Source organism: Streptomyces sp. NPDC059816 (genome assembly GCF_042732055.1).
In the GTDB taxonomy this organism is placed as follows: domain Bacteria; phylum Actinomycetota; class Actinomycetes; order Streptomycetales; family Streptomycetaceae; genus Streptomyces.
In genome coordinates this window covers 240565-257711 of sequence record NZ_JBHWIQ010000011.1, presented here as the reverse complement: position 1 = coordinate 257711, position 17147 = coordinate 240565, and the positions used below count along the sequence as shown (strand labels likewise).

The window sequence follows — 17147 nt, the reverse complement described above, 5'->3', positions numbered from 1 at the left end:
GGCGCTTCCCTTCGGTGTTTCCGACTCTATCAGATCTTTCCGATCCGATTTCCTCGGTGCTTTCCGGGAGAACGCTTTTCGGCGTTTTCCTTTCCAGCGATCCCGACTTTATCAGAAGACTCTGAGTCGGATTTCCCGCCCGGTCCGGAAGACCCTCGGCACGCATGCGCGCCGGTGCTTCCCTGTCAGGCGGAGCCGTAAACGTACTGGAGCGGAGCGCCCCGATGCAAATCGAGGTGCTCCGCCCCAGGTTGGCGCTCGGTCGGGTCAGACCTCGACCACGACCGGCAGGATCATCGGGCGGCGTCGGTAGTTGTCCGAGACCCACTTGCCGAGGGTGCGGCGGATCAGCTGCTGGAGCTGGTGGGGTTCGACCACGCCGTCCTGCGCCGAGCGCTCCAGGACCTCGATGACCCTGGGGATGACGTCACCGAACGCCGCGTCCTCGATGCCGGAGCCGCGGGCCTGGACGTGCGGGCCCCCGGTGATCTTCCCGGTGCTGGCGTCCATGACGACGAAGACGGAGATGATGCCCTCGTCACCGAGGATCTTGCGGTCCTTGAGCGCGGGCTCGCCCACGTCGCCGACCGACAGTCCGTCCACGTAGACGTAGCCGGCCTGGACCTTGCCGACGATCTTCGCCTTGCCGCCGACCAGGTCGACGACGACCCCGTCCTCGGCGATCACGATGCGGTCGTGCGGCACCCCGGTGAGTGCGCCCAGTTCGGCGTTGGCCCGCAGATGGCGCCATTCGCCGTGGACCGGCATCAGGTTGCGGGGCTTGCAGATGTTGTAGAAGTACAGCAGCTCGCCGGCCGAGGCGTGGCCCGAGACGTGGACCTTGGCGTTGCCCTTGTGGACGACGTTGGCGCCCCAGCGGGTCAGGCCGTTGATCACGCGGTAGACCGCGTTCTCGTTGCCCGGGATGAGGGACGACGCGAGGATCACCGTGTCGCCCTGGACGATCCGGATCTGGTGATCGCGGTTGGCCATGCGGGACAGCGCGGCCATCGGCTCGCCCTGCGACCCCGTGCACACCAGGACGATCTCGCTGTCCGGCAGGTCGTCGAGGGTCTTCACGTCCACGACGAGGCCCGGGGGAACCTTGAGGTAGCCGAGGTCACGGGCGATGCCCATGTTGCGGACCATGGAGCGCCCGACGAACGCGACCCGGCGCCCGTACTCGTGCGCGGCGTCCAGGATCTGCTGGATGCGGTGCACGTGGCTGGCGAAGCTGGCCACGATGATCCGCTTGCGGGCCCCGGCGAACACCTGGCGCAGGACGTTCGAGATGTCCCGCTCGGGCGGGACGAAGCCCGGCACCTCGGCGTTCGTGGAGTCCGACAGGAGGAGGTCGATGCCCTCTTCGCTGAGTCGGGCGAACGCGTGCAGGTCGGTGAGGCGACCGTCCAGCGGGAGCTGGTCCATCTTGAAGTCACCGGTGTGCACGACCATCCCGGCGGGGGTGCGGATGGCCACGGCCAGCGCGTCCGGGATGGAGTGGTTGACGGCGACGAACTCGCACTCGAAGGGGCCGATGCGTTCCCGGTTCCCCTCCGCCACCTCCAGGGTGTAGGGGCGGATGCGGTGCTCCTGGAGCTTCGCCTCGATCAGGGCGAGGGTCAGCTTGGAGCCGATCAGCGGAATGTCCGGCTTCTCGCGCAGGAGGAAGGGGACACCGCCGATGTGGTCCTCGTGACCGTGCGTGAGGACGATGCCCTCGATGTCGTCGAGGCGGTCCCTGATGGACGAGAAGTCCGGCAGGATCAGGTCGATTCCGGGCTGCTCCTCCTCGGGGAAGAGCACTCCGCAGTCGACGATCAGCAGGCGTCCGCCGTACTCGAAGACCGTCATGTTGCGGCCGATCTCACCGAGACCGCCCAGGGGAGTGACGCGCAGGCCGCCCTTGGGGAGCTTGGGCGGCGCGCCTAGTTCAGGATGCGGATGACTCAAAAGACTCTCCTCACCACGCGCGCCACGTACCGGTGGCACGTGGCGCGCGTGACGTTCGTGCAAAAGCAGTTGTGGGTAGGCCGGACCGGGTCGGTCCGGCAGCGTGCGTATTCAGTTGTGAAGTCTGTGGTGTGAGCCATACCCCGTGGGGGCTAGAGCTCCACCCCGCCCGCGGCGAGGTCCTTCTTCAGTTGGGTGGTTTCCTCGGCGGTGAGCCCGATCATGGGCAGCCGCAGGGGTCCACCGGGCAGGCCCAGGAGGGCGAGTGCCGCCTTGCTGGTCATGACGCCCTGGGTGCGGAACATCCCGGTGAAGACCGGCAGCAGCCGCTGGTGGATCTCCGTCGCCTTCTGCACGTCACCGGCGGTGTGCGCCTCCACCAGCGCGCGCAGCTCCGGGGTCACGACATGGCCGACGACGGAGACGAGGCCGATGGCGCCGACGGACATCAGCGGGAGGTTCAGCATGTCGTCACCGGAGTACCAGGCGAGTCCCGAGCGGGCGATGGCCCAGCTCGCGCGGCCGAGGTCGCCCTTGGCGTCCTTGTTGGCCACGATGCGGGGGTGCGCGGAGAGGCGGACCAGCGTCTCGGTGTTGATCGGGACACCGCTGCGGCCGGGGATGTCGTAGAGCATCACGGGCAGGCCGGTGGCGTCGGCGATCGCGGTGAAGTGCTGGTACAACCCCTCTTGCGGAGGCCTGTTGTAGTACGGGGTGACGGCGAGCAGGCCGTGGGCTCCGGCTCGTTCGGCCGCGCGGGCGAGTTCGATGCTGGAGCGGGTGTCGTTGGTTCCGATGCCCGCGATCACGTGGGCGCGGTCACCGACGGCGTCGAGGACCGCGCGGACCAGGTCGCTTTTCTCCGCGCCGGTGGTGGTGGGGGACTCCCCGGTGGTGCCGTTGACCACCAGGCCGTCGTTGCCGGCGTCCACCAGATGGGCGGCGAGCCGCTGAGCGCCGTCGAGGTCAAGTGCGCCGTCCGCCGCGAAGGGCGTGACCATGGCGGTGAGGACCCGCCCGAAGGGGGTCTGCGGAGTGGAGGTCGGAGCCATGGGTAACACGCTACTCGCTGCTCAGCGCGCGGTCCCCATGCGGGGGACGCGGAGTGTGTGACGAAGGTGGAGCCCGGCACTGCCTGCTCGGGGGTTCAAGCAGTGCCGGGTCCGTTTGATCAGGCTAGATGAACTTCGCGAAATGCTGCAATACGGACACCTTCCCGGGCCGTCCCGCACATCTGTGCCCGCGCGCACCACCGGGCGCGTGCGGGGCCCGTACCGGGCGGCGGGTCCACGGACAGCTCCGGTCCCGCGGTCGCGTCGCGGGTACTACGGCGCCACTCGGCCGTTCGCGTTGAAGGCGGCGTGCGTGAGCGGCATCAGCTGCTCCCAGTGCTGCTCCATCGCCTGGCCCACCATCTCGATCTCGCGCTGCGGGAACGAGGGCACCGCGGCGAGTTCGTGCTGGGTGCGCAGTCCGAGGAAGTGCATCAGGGAGCGGGCGTTGCAGGTGGCGTACATGCTGGAGAACATGCCGACCGGCAGGACGGAGCGGGCCACCTCGCGGGCGACGCCGGCCTCCAGCATCTCCAGGTAGGCGGCGTACGCCTGGCGGTAGGAGTCCTCCATGGCCCGGCCGACCAGTTCCTGCTGGGCCCGGGCGCCCTCCACGAAGACGTACTTCCCGGGGCGTCCCTGCTGGACGAGCTTGCGGGACTCGTCCGGGACGTAGAAGACCGGCTCCAGCTGGCGGTAGCGGCCCGACTCCTCGTTGTACGACCAACCCACCCGGTGCCGCATGAACTCGCGGAACACGAAGATCGGCGCGCTGATGAAGAACGTCATCGAGTTGTGCTCGAACGGGCTGCCGTGCCGGTCGCGCATCAGGAAGTTGATCAGCCCCTTGGAGCGGGCCGGGTCCTTCTCCAGCTCTTCCAGGGACTGTTCCCCGACGGTCGAGACGCGGGCGGCGAACAGCACGTCGGCGTCGCTCGCCGTGTGCTTCACGAGTTCGACGGTGACGTCGCTGCGGAAGCTCGGCTTCTGGTCGTCGGCGGGGGTGTCGGTCACGGTTCGGGGGGTCCTTCCCATCGCGTCGCTCGGGCGGCGACCACTCTACGTCGCGGGGTGGACGGCACCTGCCCGCAGGAGGGGCGGGGCCGCCGGCGGCGGGGACGCGGTGACCGCTTCGTTGCCGAATCGTGGCGTAGTTCGATGAACCCCGGCGAAGGGCGGTGAACTTCTGCGAAATCGGTGAAACGGGGCACCATTCGGGGCTGTTCTGCGTCTGTAGGGGTGACGGTGTTTCCGTGTGATTCCAGGAGAGGAGCCTCCATGTTCCGCCGGCGCGAGTCCGTTCCCTTCGCCTTCGTCGCCGAGGCAGACGACTTCCGCAGCAATGTCACTCCCCCGCCCCGGGAGCGGGCGTCCGCGGGCGCCCTGGTGGGCCGCAGCCTCATCGGCCTCACGGTCGTCGCCGGGCTCGTGGGGGCCCTGGTGTTCGGCATGCCGGCCCTGACTCCCGACATGTCCCCCTCGCGCACCCAGCAGTCCGAGGCGACGGTCGAGGGGCGCTGAGCGACCCGCCCATGACGACGGTCACCGTGGGTGATGGACGGTGAGCGCACCGAATCGAGTGGTTTCGATATGCACCGCGTTGACCTGCGATGTCGTCCGGCGGTGACTCATCCGGCCCCCCGAGGGTGGTCGGCACGGTCACGTATCGATAACCTCACCGGGCACGGACCCGTGCGTTGATCGAGTGAGGACCAGTCGTGCCCCTGCCCTTTCTGACGGCGGATCGCGCCTTCGACGAGGCGTCGGACGATATCGCGCTGCCGTTCGACGACCGCGACCGTTGGCGCCGCCCCTACCGGCCCGGGCCCTGGCGGGTGGGAGCCGCCGCGCTCCTGCTGCTGTTGGCCTCGTACGTCCTGTTCGCCACCATGATCATGGCGGTGGCGGGCTCCCTGTCCGCGGCCGGGGTGTGCATGGCGGTGGCGCTGCTCATCATCGGGACCTCGCTGCGGTTGCTGCGCGTGGGGGCCTGGGTCAGTGCACGGGGTCTGCGCCGGGTCAGGTTCCTGACGACGGTCACCGTCCCCTGGGGTCGGGTGGCCGCGGTGCGCACCGTGCAGCAGCCGGTGCGCTGGCTGGGGCTGCCGCGTACGGTCCAGGGCCAGGCGCTGGTGCTCGTCCGCGGGGCGGACACCGCGCTGCCGCTGCTGACGACCCACAACGCGGACTTCCTGGCGCGGTCGCGCGCCTTCGACCGGGCCGCGGACGCCATCGAGGTCTGGGCCGACGAGTACCGCGGCTGAACCGTCCGGTCGGTTCGGTCACGAGGTGACGGCAGTGCCCGCCCCGGCAACCGGGGCGGGCACTGCCGCCGTCAGGCGCTGAGCTGCCGTCCTTCGTGGAGGGCGATCGCCCGCTGCATCGCCTTGCGGGCGCGCGGGGTGTCACGGGCGTCGTGGTAGGCGACGGCGAGTCGGAACCAGCAGCGCCAGTCCCCCGGGGCCCGTTCCGTCTCCTCCTTGCGCTTGCGGAACACCGCGTCGGCGGAGTCCCGGTCGATGCGTCCGCTGGGGGTGCGGACGAGTTCGTCGACGGGCAGTCCGCCCTCGCGTTCGAGTTCGGCGGCGAGGGAGTTGGCCTTGCGGGCGAACTGGGTGTTCTTCCAGAGGAACCAGATCCCGATCACGGGCAGGACCAGGACCGCGATCCCGAAGGCCACCGTGATCAGGGTGCCGGTCTGGATGAGGAACACCCCGCGGCTGCCGACCAGGGCGAAGTAGACGACCAGGACGGCCGCCACGATGGCGTATGTGATCTTGGCGCGCATGAGGTCAGCCGAGGTCCAGGAAGTGTTCCAGGCCGAAGGTCAGGCCCGGAGCGTCCACGATGCGCCGCACGCCCAGGAGGATGCCCGGCATGAAGCTGCTGTGGTGCAGCGAGTCGTGCCGGACGGTCAGGGTCTCCCCCTCGCCGCCGAGCAGCACCTCCTGGTGGGCGAGCAGGCCGCGCAGCCGCACCGCGTGCACCCGGACGCCGTCGACGTCGGCGCCGCGCGCCCCGTCCAGTGCGGTGACCGTCGCGTCCGGCTGGGGGGCGCTGCCCGCGCGGGTGCGGGCGGCGGCGATCAGCTGGGCGGTGCGGGTCGCCGTGCCGCTGGGGGCGTCGACCTTGTTCGGGTGGTGCAGCTCCACGACCTCGACGGACTCGAAGTAGGGTGCGGCGATCTGCGCGAACTTCATGGTCAGCACGGCGCCGATGGAGAAGTTCGGCGCGATGAGGACCCCGGTCTCCGGGGACGCGGCCAGGCTGGTGCCGAGCTGGGCGAGCCGGTCGTCCGTCCAGCCCGTGGTGCCGACGACGGCGTGGATGCCGTGGCGCACGCAGAAGTCGAGGTTGCCCATGACCGAACCGGGGTCGGTCAGCTCGACGGCGACCTGCACGTCCTGCTCGACCAGGGTCTCCAGCTTGTCGCCGCGGCCGAGCGCGGCCACCAGCTCCATGTCCTCGGCGGCCTCCACGGCGCGTACCGCCTCGGAGCCGATGCGGCCCTTGGCGCCGATGACCGCGACACGCAGCTTGCTCATGTGCTTGTTCCTTACGGGAGGGGGGACGACACGGGAGGTCAGCCGACCGTCGCGTGCAGCGCGGCCGTCTGCTTGTCCTTGAGCGGGCCGATCACCGACAGGGACGGACGCCGGCCCAGTACCTCGCGGGCGACCGCGCGGACCTCGTCCGGGGTGACCGCGCCGATCCGGGCGAGCATGTCGTCCACGGACATCTGCTCGCCCCAGCACAGCTCGCTCTTGCCGATGCGGTTCATCAGGGCACCGGTGTCCTCCAGGCCGAGGACCGTGGAGCCTGCGAGCTGACCGATGGCGCGGGCGATCTCGTCGTCGGACAGGCCGTGCTCGGCGACCTGGTCCAGTTCGTCGCGGCAGATCTTCAGGACGTCGCCGACCTGGCTGGGCCGGCAGCCCGCGTAGACGCCGAAGAGTCCGCAGTCGGCGAAGCCCGAGGTGTACGAGTACACGCTGTAGGCCAGGCCGCGCTTCTCCCTGACCTCCTGGAACAGCCGGGACGACATGCCGCCGCCGAGTGCGGTGTTGAGCACGCTCAGCGCCCAGCGGCGGTCGTCGGTCCGGGAGAGGCCGGGCATGCCGAGGACGAGGTGCGCCTGCTCGGTCCTGCGGCCGATGTGTTCGACCCGGCCGGCGGCGCGTATGGTGCGGCTGCCGTCGCGGGGGGTGGCGGGTACCGCGTCGGCGCGGCCGAGTGCGCCGGCCCGTTCGAAGGCGGCGCGGACCTGGCGGACCACCTTGTGGTGGTCGACGTTGCCGGCGGCGGCGACGACGAGGTGGGTGGGGTCGTAGTGCTTCTTGTAGAAGCGGCGGATGCGGTCGGCGCTCAGGGCGTTGACCGTGTCGACCGTGCCGAGGACGGGACGGCCGAGGGGGCTGTCCCCGAACATCGTCTGCGCGAACAGGTCGTGCACGCAGTCGCCGGGGTCGTCCTCGGTCATCGCGATCTCTTCGAGGATGACGCCGCGCTCGGCGTCGACGTCCTCCTGGCGGATCAGGGAACCGGTGAGCATGTCGCAGACCACGTCGATGGCGAGCGGCAGGTCGGTGTCGAGCACGCGTGCGTAGTAGCACGTGTACTCCTTCGCCGTGAAGGCGTTCATCTCGCCGCCGACCGCGTCGATCGCGGACGAGATGTCCAGTGCGGTGCGCTTCTCGGTGCCCTTGAAGAGCAGGTGCTCCAGGTAGTGGGTGGCGCCGTTCAGGGCCGGCGTCTCGTCACGGGAGCCGACGTGGGCCCAGATGCCGAAGGTCGCCGATCGTACGGAGGGCAGGGTTTCGGTGACGACCCGCAGGCCGCCCGGCAGGGTCGTACGACGGACCGTGCCGATGCCGTCCTTGCCCTTGAGCAGGGTTTGGGTACGGGCGACGGCCCGCGTCTCCGAAGAGACACGGGCCGTCGCGCGGAAACTACGGGACGTCACTTGGCAGCGTCGTCCTTCGCGTCCTCGGCACCGTCTTCGCCCTCGACCACGGGGATGAGGGAGAGCTTGCCGCGGGAGTCGATCTCGGCGATCTCGACCTGGACCTTGTGGCCCACGCCGAGCACGTCCTCGACGTTCTCCACGCGCTTGCCACCGGCGAGCTTGCGGATCTGCGAGATGTGCAGCAGTCCGTCCTTGCCCGGGAGCAGCGACACGAACGCACCGAAGGTGGTCGTCTTGACGACCGTGCCCAGGTAGCGCTCGCCGACCTCCGGCATGGTCGGGTTGGCGATGCCGTTGATCGTGGTGCGGGCGGCCTCGGCGGCCGGGCCGTCGGCGGCACCGATGTAGATGGTGCCGTCGTCCTCGATCGTGATCTCGGCGCCGGTGTCCTCCTGGATCTGGTTGATCATCTTGCCCTTGGGGCCGATGACCTCGCCGATCTTGTCCACGGGGATCTTCACGGTGATGATCCGCGGGGCGTTGGGGGACATCTCGTCCGGCGTGTCGATGGCTTCCATCATCACGTCGAGGATGTGCAGCCGTGCGTCGCGGGCCTGCTTCAGCGCGGCGGCCAGCACGGAGGCGGGGATGCCGTCGAGCTTGGTGTCGAGCTGGAGGGCCGTGACGAACTGCTTGGTGCCGGCGACCTTGAAGTCCATGTCACCGAACGCGTCCTCCGCACCGAGGATGTCGGTGAGGGTGACGTAGTGGGTCTCGCCGTCGATCTCCTGGGAGATCAGGCCCATGGCGATGCCGGCGACCGGGGCCTTGAGGGGCACACCGGCGTTCAGCAGGGACATGGTGGAGGCGCAGACCGAGCCCATGGACGTCGAGCCGTTGGAGCTCAGCGCCTCGGACACCTGACGGATCGCGTAGGGGAACTCCTCACGCGTGGGCAGGACCGGCACCAGGGCGCGCTCGGCGAGCGCACCGTGACCGATCTCGCGACGCTTGGGAGAGCCGACGCGGCCCGTCTCGCCGGTGGAGTACGGCGGGAAGTTGTAGTTGTGCATGTAGCGCTTGCGGGTGACCGGGGACAGCGTGTCGAGCTGCTGCTCCATGCGGAGCATGTTCAGCGTGGTCACGCCGAGGATCTGGGTCTCGCCGCGCTCGAACAGGGCGGAACCGTGGACCCGCGGGATGGCCTCGACCTCGGCGGCCAGGGTGCGGATGTCGGTGACACCGCGGCCGTCGATGCGCTTCTTCTCCTTGATGACGCGCTCGCGGACCAGGGACTTGGTCAGCGAACGGTACGCGGCGGAGATCTCCTTCTCGCGGCCCTCGAACTGCGGGAGCAGCTTCTCGGCGGCGAGGACCTTGACGCGGTCCAGCTCGGTCTCGCGCTCCTGCTTGCCCGCGATGGTGAGGGCCTGGGCGAGCTCGTCCCGGACGGCGGCCGTGAGGGCCTCCAGGACGTCGTCCTGGTGGTCGAGGAAGATCGGGAACTCGCCGGTCGGCTTGGCGGCCTTCGAGGCGAGGTCGGCCTGGGCCTTGCACAGGACCTTGATGAAGGGCTTCGCGGCGTCCAGACCGGCCGCGACGACCTCCTCGGTGGGGGCGTCGGCACCGCCCTCGACGAGCTTGATGGTCTTCTCGGTGGCCTCGGCCTCGACCATCATGATCGCGACGTCGCCGTCGTCCAGGGTGCGGCCCGCGACGACCATGTCGAAGACGGCGTCCTCGAGCTCGGTGTGCGTCGGGAACGCCACCCACTGGCCGCGGATCAGCGCGACGCGGACGCCGCCGATCGGGCCGGAGAAGGGCAGGCCGGCGAGCTGCGTGGACGCGGACGCGGCGTTGATCGCGACGACGTCGTACAGGTGGTCCGGGTTGAGCGCCATGATCGTCGCGACGACCTGGATCTCGTTGCGCAGGCCCTTCTTGAAGGACGGGCGCAGCGGGCGGTCGATCAGGCGGCAGGTGAGGATCGCGTCCTCGCTGGGGCGGCCCTCGCGACGGAAGAAGGAACCGGGGATCTTCCCGGCCGCGTACATGCGCTCCTCGACGTCCACCGTGAGGGGGAAGAAGTCGAGCTGGTCCTTCGGGTTCTTGGACGCGGTGGTGGCCGACAGCACCATGGTGTCGTCGTCCAGGTAGGCCACGGCGGAGCCGGCGGCCTGACGGGCCAGGCGGCCCGTCTCGAAGCGGATGGTGCGGGTACCGAAGGCGCCGTTGTCGATGACGGCCTCGGCGTAGTGGGTCTCGTTCTCCACTAGCGGTGTCTCCTCTTGTGTGTCCCGCGCGCCCGTGTGGCGGGGGACCGTGGCGGAGAAGCGCGCCGTGGGTGCTTGCCGGTCTTCGATCGAAGCCCTCGGGGGGTGCCCCGGGAGCCACTACCGAGGACCGGCGCGGCGGGGGCGCTTCTCCTCGTCGTTGTCACGTCGTGCGGAACCGCTCCGTGCGGTGCCGCGGGTGCCGGGGGCGCGGTCCTTCGCGTCCTCGGCCTGACGGTGGCCGTGGCGCTCGGCGCCGCGGCACGTCGGGGTGGTGCTGCGTCCAGACTACAAAGCCGTGGTGACACTGCGCACGCAGAGCGGGTACGACGGGTGTGCCGCCGTTCGCTGCGCGTGGTCGGTGGGGCTGCCGGTCCGGCCGGGCAACGGCGAAGGGAGCGGTTCCCTGGGGTGGGAACCGCTCCCTTCACGGCGTACTACTTGGCGCCCGCCGCACCGCGACGGATGCCGAGGCGGTCGACCAGGGCGCGGAAGCGCTGGATGTCCTTCTTGGCCAGGTACTGGAGCAGGCGGCGGCGCTGACCGACCAGGATGAGCAGACCGCGACGCGAGTGGTGGTCGTGGCGGTGCGTCTTCAGGTGCTCGGTCAGGTCGGAGATCCGGCGCGACAGCATCGCGACCTGGACCTCGGGGGAGCCGGTGTCGCCTTCCTTGGTGGCGAACTCCGACATGATCTGCTTCTTCGTAGCGGCGTCGAGCGACACGCGTACTCCTTGTTTCCGTCTTCATGAGGCCGCCGAGTGCCCCTGTCACATCGCAGGGGATCTTCCAAGACTCGACAGGCAGGGTCCGCTGGGCGCTGCCTCCAGGTCTCGTGAGATCCGGGGGTGCGTACGCAAACGGCCGTCGACCAGGGTATCAGCTGCCCGCCGTGGCCCAGAGCGGGTACGCCTCGACGGATGCGGCACGGGTACGGGACGTGTGCGAGCAGTGGGGGCGTCAGCTGGTCATCGCCCTGGCCTTGGCGTACACGTCGAAGACGGCGAGGGCCAGCGGTACCAGGGTGAGCAGGAAGAATCCCTCCGCGAGCTCCAGGAAGCGTCCCCAGAAGGGGCTGACCCCGCCCCGGGAGGCGATCAGTCCGACCGCCGTGACCAGGGCGGCGGCCACGGCGAGCGCGGCGACGAGCCAGACCGTGCGGACGTCCAGTCCTGCCGGGTCGCCGCGCAGGGCGTCGCGGACGAGTCCGGACGGCGGGTTGAGGGCGAGGCCGAGGCCCAGCAGGACCAGGGAGCCGAGGCCGGCCGCGAGGGTGGCGCCGACCTGGGCCGAGTAGCGGAACAGCTGGGCGCGCAGCAGCAAGGACAGACCCGTCGCGAGGGCGAGGAGCTGACCCCATCCGCTGTCGGAGAAGCCGAGGACGGCAGCGGCGCCCACGGCGACCAGGGCACAGCCGCCGACGAGTCCGACGAGCAGTTCGTGACCCCGCCGGGCCCGGGCGGCGATGCGGTCGAAGTCCACCGCCTCGGGGGGCGCGGGCTCGTCGCCGTACGCCCCCGCAGTGGTGGTCGGCTGGCTCTCGCGCAGGGCGCTGGGCGCGTCGAAGCCGATGGGGAGCCGGGCGAAGCGCAGCGAGAGGCCCGGCAGGAAGGCGAGGGCGCCGACCGCGAGGGGGGCGCAGATCGCGGCGGTCTCCACGGCCGTGAGGTCCGCGAGCAGAGCGGTGAAGGTGGTGAGCAGGCCGGTGCCGGACGCGACGGCGAAGGCGACGAAGGGGCCGTCGCCGCGCGGGGAGGTGAAGGTGAGGAGCAGTGCGGCGAGGAGGACGGCCGCGCAGGCGAGGAGGAAGTGGAGCCGGCCGATGCCCTGGCCGTCGGCCGGGGTCAGCAGGCCGGAGCCGGCGACGGCGATGTTGGGGAGGGCGCCCAGGCCGAGGGCGATCGAGGCGGCCCGGTCCTCGTAGACGCGGGCGCGGACGGCGCCGAGCGCGAGCAGGAGCAGCCCGGTGACGGCGGCGAGGACGCCGGGCAGTCCGTGCATGTCGTGGCGCGGATCGGCGGACCAGGCGACGAAGGCGATCAGCGCGGCGAGGACGCCGCCGCCGGTGAGGCCGGCCGCCCGGGTCAGTTCGCCGGTCCACAGGGTGCGGTCGCGGCCGACGGCGGAGGCGACGGCTTCGGACACGTCGTCGAAGACGGCGGGCGGCAGCGACTCGGCGAAGGGGCGCAGGGTGAGGAGCTCGCCGTCGAGGATGCGTTGGGCGGCGAAGGACCGGGAGCTGTCGAGCACGGTGCCGTCGCGTCGGACGAGGTGGTAGCCGACGGGCGCTCCGGGGGTGGGGCTCTGCTGGGAGAGCCGCAGGATCTCGGGGTGGACGTCGGCCACCGGGACGTCATCGGGGAGGGCGATGTCGATGCGGCTGTCGGGGGCGACGATCGTGACGCGGCAGAAGCCGAGGCCCGTGCCGGGGCCGCGGCCCGTCGCGGGACCGTTCGGTCCGCCGGGTGCGGCGGGGCCGCCGGTCCCTCCGGTGGCCGCGGAAGCCGTCATGCTCACCTGCTGCTCCCCCTCTGGGTGATGTGGCCGTGGGCGCTGGTGCGGTGACCGTGGGCCGTGGGCACCGGTGCGGTGTGACCGTGGGTTCCGGTCCGTTTCCGGCCCGACTCGTACGGGTTCCGGACCGAAACCGGTCCGCCCCCGGGCCGTACCGGGCCCGCATCGGGTCCGAGTGGGCGCGGAACACCCCGATTCGTACGGCTCGTTCTCCGTGTGCGCCCGCACACGCACGGCAGCCTATCGCCCCGCTGCCGGAGGGCCCGTCAGTAGGATCGGCCGCGCGGCCGACGTCCGCCCGACACGGGGCGGCGGACGGAAGAGACGTGGCCGGCAAGGGAATTGGTGCGAATGAGCCAGATCATCGTCAAGCGCCCGCCGCGGGCGTTGCCGTCCGCAACGCCCACGGGAGAGATCGCGCTCCAGGCCCCGCCCGAGCTGCCGCGCGGCCAGGACGAGGGCACCATGATGCAGCTCCTGCCGATGTTGGGCATGGGCGGTTCGGTGGTGTTCTTCTTCATGCCCAACGCCCACCCCTTCATGAAGGTCATGGGCATGGTGATGATCGCGTCCACCCTCGCGATGACGATCGCCATGGTGGTGCGCTACCGGCGGGGCGCACAGGGGCAGTTGGCGGACCTGCGGCGGGACTACCTGCGGTACCTGGCCCAGACGCGGCGGGCCGCGGTGGAGACCGCCCGCGCCCAGCGCGACGCCCAGTACTTCCTGCACCCCTCCCCCGACCAGCTGTGGGCGCTGGTCGCCGAGGGCAGCCGGGTCTGGGAACGGCGCACCGGTGACGGGGACTTCGGACAGGTGCGGATCGGTCTGGGGCCGCAGCCGCTGGCCACCGCGCTGATCGCGCCGGAGATCGGGGCGACGGACGGCCTGGAGCCGCTGACGGAGGATGCGCTGCGCCGCTTCGTCGCCGCGCACGGCACGCTCGACGCGCTCCCGATGGCGGTGTCGCTGCGGTCCTTCTACCACGTGACGGTCAGCGGGGATCCCGCCACCGTGCGCGGTACGGCCCGTGCCCTGACGGGCTCGCTGGCCTCGTTGCACTCCCCCGACGACCTGATGCTGGTGTTCGGCGTCGGCACGGACGCCGCCGCCGAGTGGGAGTGGACGAAGTGGCTCCCGCACACCCAGGCGGGCGGCGCACCGGACGGCGCGGGTTCCCGACGGATGATCGTGCACCGGTCGGGCGATCTGGAGACCCTGTTGGCCGAACGGATCGCGGGCCGACCGCGGTTCCACCCGGCCGGTGCGCCCGTACCGGACGAGCCGCACCTCGTGATCGTGCTGGACGGCCTGTCCCTGTCACCGGACTCCCCGTTGGCGTCGGTGGAGGGGCTCCAGGGGGTGACCGTCGTCGAGGTCGTCCCCGGCGAGCTCTCCGCGGGCCGGGGGGACCTGTCGGTGGTGGCCCACCCGGGCCACCTGCGCTTGGAGTCGGCGGGCGGCCAGGTCTACGAGGGCGTACCGGACGTGCTCGCGTACGCGTCCGCCGAGGCGCTGGCCCGGCAGTTGGCACCGCTGCGGATGGCGTCGGGCGGTGACGACGACGAGCCGCTGCTCGCGAACCTGGAGTTCACGGACCTGCTGGGGCTCGGGGACGCGGCGTCGGTGGACACCCGCCGCACCTGGCGACCGCGTTCGCTGGCGGAGCGGCTGCGGGTGCCCATCGGCGTCGGCGAGGACGGCCGTCCGGTGATGCTGGACCTCAAGGAAGCCGCGCAGGAGGGCATGGGACCCCACGGGTTGTGCGTGGGGGCCACCGGCTCCGGCAAGTCGGAACTGCTGCGGACGTTGGTGCTGGGCCTCGCGGTCACCCACTCGTCGCAGACGCTGAACTTCGTGCTCGCCGACTTCAAGGGCGGTGCCACCTTCGCCGGGATGGCGCAGATGCCGCACGTGGCGGCCGTGATCACCAACCTGGCGGACGACCTGACGCTCGTCGACCGGATGGGCGACTCGATCCGGGGCGAGCTGAACCGCCGCCAGGAGATGCTGCGGGACGCCGGGAACTACGCCAACATCCATGACTACGAGCGGGCGCGGGCCGCCGGCGCGCCGCTCCAACCCGTTCCTTCCCTGGTCCTGGTGATCGACGAGTTCAGCGAACTCCTCACGGCCAAACCGGACTTCATCGAGATGTTCGTGCAGATCGGTCGGATCGGGCGTTCGCTGGGCGTGCACCTCCTGCTGGCTTCCCAGCGGCTGGAGGAAGGGCGGCTGCGCGGACTGGAGACGTACCTGTCGTACCGGGTGGGGCTGCGGACCTTCTCGGCGGCCGAGTCGCGGGCGGCGCTCGGCGTACCGGACGCCTACGAACTGCCGAACGTGCCGGGTTCGGGCTTCCTGAAGTTCGGTACCGACGAGATGGTCCGCTTCAAGGCGGCGTACGTCTCCGGCGCGTACCGGTCCACCGCGTCCCGGGCCACCGGGACGAGGGGTCCGCTGCCGGTGGACCGGCGCCCGGTGCTGTTCACCGCGGCGGAGGTGCCCGTGTCGTACGGATACGCGCCGCCGCCCCGTGCGGAACCGGGCGCGGACGCGGACGACGCACTGGCCGACACGGTCCTCGACGTGATCGTGCAGCGGCTGGAGGCGCAGGGCCCGGCGGCCCACCAGGTGTGGCTGCCGCCGCTCGACAGCCCGCCCTCGCTGGACGACCTGCTGCCGGGGCTGACCGCGGTGCCGGGCCGGGGGCTGACCCAGCCCGGCTACGAGGGCGCGGGGCGACTGGTGGTGCCCCTGGGACTCGTGGACAAGCCGTACGAGCAGCGGCGCGACCCGCTGTGGTGCGACTTCTCCGGTGCGGCCGGCCACCTCCAGCTCCTCGGCGGCCCGCAGTCCGGCAAGTCGACGCTGCTGCGGACGCTCATCGCGTCGTTCGCGCTCACCCACACCCCTCACGAAGTCCAGTTCTACGGCCTCGACTTCGGTGGTGGAGGACTGGCAGCGGTCGCCGGGCTGCCGCACGTCGGCGGGATCGCCTCCCGTCTCGACCCGGAGCGGGTCCGGCGCACCGTCGCCGAGGTGTACGGGGTGCTGACCCGGCGCGAGGAGTACTTCCGGACGACGGGAATCGCGTCGATCGCGGACTTCCGGGCCCGCCGCGCACGCGGTGACGTCTCCGTCGACGACCAGCCGTGGGGGGACGTGTTCCTCGTCATCGACGGCTGGGGGAACTTCCGCGGCGAGTACGAGGGCCTGGAACAGGTCGTCCTCGACATCGCCTCCCGCGGCCTCGGCTACGGAGTGCACCTGGTGCTGTCCGCGTCCCGTTCCATGGAGGTCAGGTCCCACCTCAAGGACCACCTGGTGAACCGGCTCGAACTGCGGCTCGGCGACACCATGGACTCCGAGATCGACCGCAAGGTGGCGGTGAACGTGCCCGCGGGCGTGCCCGGCCGGGGCCTGTCCCCGCAGCGACTGCACTTCATGGCGGCGGTCCCCCGCATCGACGGGCTGTCCTCGGACACCGCCCTGGCACCGGCCACGGAGGCGCTGACGGCGGAGGTCGCGCGGCACTGGCCCGCGCCGGGCGCACCCGCGGTACGGCTGCTGCCCCGGACGCTGCCCGCGGACCGGCTGCCCGCCGGCGACCGGTTCCCCGACCGGGGCATGGCCTGGGCCCTGGACGAGGACAACCTCGAACCCGTGTTCCTCGACTTCGAGCAGGACCCGTTCTTCCTGGTCTTCGGCGAGAGCGAGTCCGGGAAGTCGAACCTGCTCCGGCTGCTCATCAAGCGGCTCGCCGAGCGGTACCCGGCCGACGACTGCAAGCTGTTCGTCGTGGACAACCGGCGCGCCCTGCTCGACGCCACGCCCGCCTCGCACCTCGCCGAATACGTGCCGATGTCCAACGCGATGGACCACCACGTCGAGGCGCTCGCTGACCTGATCCGCCGCCGCAGCCCCACCGCCGAGGTCACCGCACGGCAGTTGCGGGAGCGCAGCTGGTGGCAGGGGCCGACGGTGTACGTGGTCATCGACGACTACGACCTCGTCTCGACCTCCAGCGGCAACCCGCTGGCCCCGCTGACCGAGTTGCTCCCGTTCGCGCGGGACGTGGGGGTGCGGTTCGTCGTGGCCCGGGCCACGGCCGGAGCGGGACGGGCGTCGTACGAACCGTTCATCCAGCGGATGAAGGAGCTGGGCGCACAGGGCGTCGTCCTCGCGGGTGATCCCGGCGAAGGGGATCTGCTCGGCGGGGTGCGGCCCCGGTCGATGCCGGTGGGCCGCGGCACGTTCGTGTCCCGCAAGCGGGGCCGGCCGTTGGTCCAGACGGGACTCCTGGAATCGGAGGCGGACGGGGAGGGCTGAGGCCCTCGGCGTGTCGGAGGCGGCCCGGCAGGGCGCCTCCCGGGAAAGGGCGAGGGAAGTGGTCCCCGGGCCGGCGGGTGCGCACGCCCGTGCCCGCAGACCGATACGTTGCGTGTT

General features: G+C 71.0%; 12 protein-coding genes. 3 read left to right on the top strand and 9 right to left on the bottom strand.

Annotated features, from left to right (window positions below; genetic code table 11):
- Nucleotides 1–267: 267 nt before the first annotated feature.
- From ACFV88_RS17375 to thyX, 3 genes are all read right to left on the bottom strand, one after another.
- Complete coding sequence (locus ACFV88_RS17375) at nt 268–1953, bottom strand: ribonuclease J (RefSeq protein ID WP_385491779.1); 1686 nt, start codon at nt 1951–1953, stop codon at nt 268–270.
- Between the two features lie 152 nt (nt 1954–2105).
- The gene (gene dapA / locus ACFV88_RS17370) at nt 2106–3005 is read right to left on the bottom strand and encodes a 4-hydroxy-tetrahydrodipicolinate synthase (RefSeq protein WP_385491776.1); all 900 of its coding nucleotides are present in this window, start codon (nt 3003–3005) and stop codon (nt 2106–2108) included.
- A gap of 273 nt (nt 3006–3278) precedes the next feature.
- Nucleotides 3279–4019 (bottom strand): FAD-dependent thymidylate synthase, encoded by a 741-nt coding sequence (gene thyX / locus ACFV88_RS17365; RefSeq protein WP_385491773.1) that lies wholly within the window; start codon nt 4017–4019, stop codon nt 3279–3281.
- A 264-nt stretch (nt 4020–4283) separates the two neighbouring features.
- Here thyX and ACFV88_RS17360 point away from each other — a divergent pair, with 264 nt between their 5' ends.
- Both ACFV88_RS17360 and ACFV88_RS17355 read left to right on the top strand, forming a co-directional pair.
- Nucleotides 4284–4526: a hypothetical protein gene (locus ACFV88_RS17360; RefSeq protein ID WP_385491770.1), complete on the top strand. Its 243-nt coding sequence runs from the start codon at nt 4284–4286 to the stop codon at nt 4524–4526.
- A 197-nt stretch (nt 4527–4723) separates the two neighbouring features.
- On the top strand, nt 4724–5269 hold the full coding sequence (locus ACFV88_RS17355; RefSeq protein WP_385491767.1) for a hypothetical protein: 546 nt from the start codon (nt 4724–4726) through the stop codon (nt 5267–5269).
- Between the two features lie 71 nt (nt 5270–5340).
- Here the strand turns inward: ACFV88_RS17355 and ACFV88_RS17350 are convergent, their stop codons facing one another.
- From ACFV88_RS17350 to eccD, 6 genes are all read right to left on the bottom strand, one after another.
- A complete protein-coding gene (locus ACFV88_RS17350) occupies nt 5341–5793 on the bottom strand; it encodes a hypothetical protein (RefSeq protein ID WP_385491764.1) in 453 nt (150 codons plus the stop codon).
- A 4-nt stretch (nt 5794–5797) separates the two neighbouring features.
- A complete protein-coding gene (gene dapB / locus ACFV88_RS17345; RefSeq protein ID WP_385491761.1) occupies nt 5798–6550 on the bottom strand; it encodes a 4-hydroxy-tetrahydrodipicolinate reductase in 753 nt (250 codons plus the stop codon).
- 38 nt (nt 6551–6588) lie between these two features.
- Nucleotides 6589–7968, bottom strand: a complete 1380-nt coding sequence (locus ACFV88_RS17340; protein ID WP_385491758.1) for a M16 family metallopeptidase — start codon at nt 7966–7968, stop codon at nt 6589–6591.
- The gene (locus ACFV88_RS17335; RefSeq protein ID WP_385491755.1) at nt 7965–10184 is read right to left on the bottom strand and encodes a polyribonucleotide nucleotidyltransferase; all 2220 of its coding nucleotides are present in this window, start codon (nt 10182–10184) and stop codon (nt 7965–7967) included. Before ACFV88_RS17335 ends, ACFV88_RS17340 begins: the two co-directional genes overlap by 4 nt.
- Before the next feature lie 437 nt (nt 10185–10621).
- Nucleotides 10622–10909, bottom strand: coding sequence for a 30S ribosomal protein S15 (gene rpsO / locus ACFV88_RS17330; protein WP_385491752.1), 288 nt, complete (start codon nt 10907–10909; stop codon nt 10622–10624).
- Nucleotides 10910–11144: 235 nt separating this feature from the next.
- Nucleotides 11145–12701: a type VII secretion integral membrane protein EccD gene (gene eccD, locus ACFV88_RS17325; RefSeq protein ID WP_385491749.1), complete on the bottom strand. Its 1557-nt coding sequence runs from the start codon at nt 12699–12701 to the stop codon at nt 11145–11147.
- A 348-nt stretch (nt 12702–13049) separates the two neighbouring features.
- On the opposite strand from eccD, the gene eccCa reads away from it, so the two are divergent.
- The gene (gene eccCa, locus ACFV88_RS17320; protein WP_385491746.1) at nt 13050–17030 is read left to right on the top strand and encodes a type VII secretion protein EccCa; all 3981 of its coding nucleotides are present in this window, start codon (nt 13050–13052) and stop codon (nt 17028–17030) included.
- Nucleotides 17031–17147: the final 117 nt, after the last annotated feature.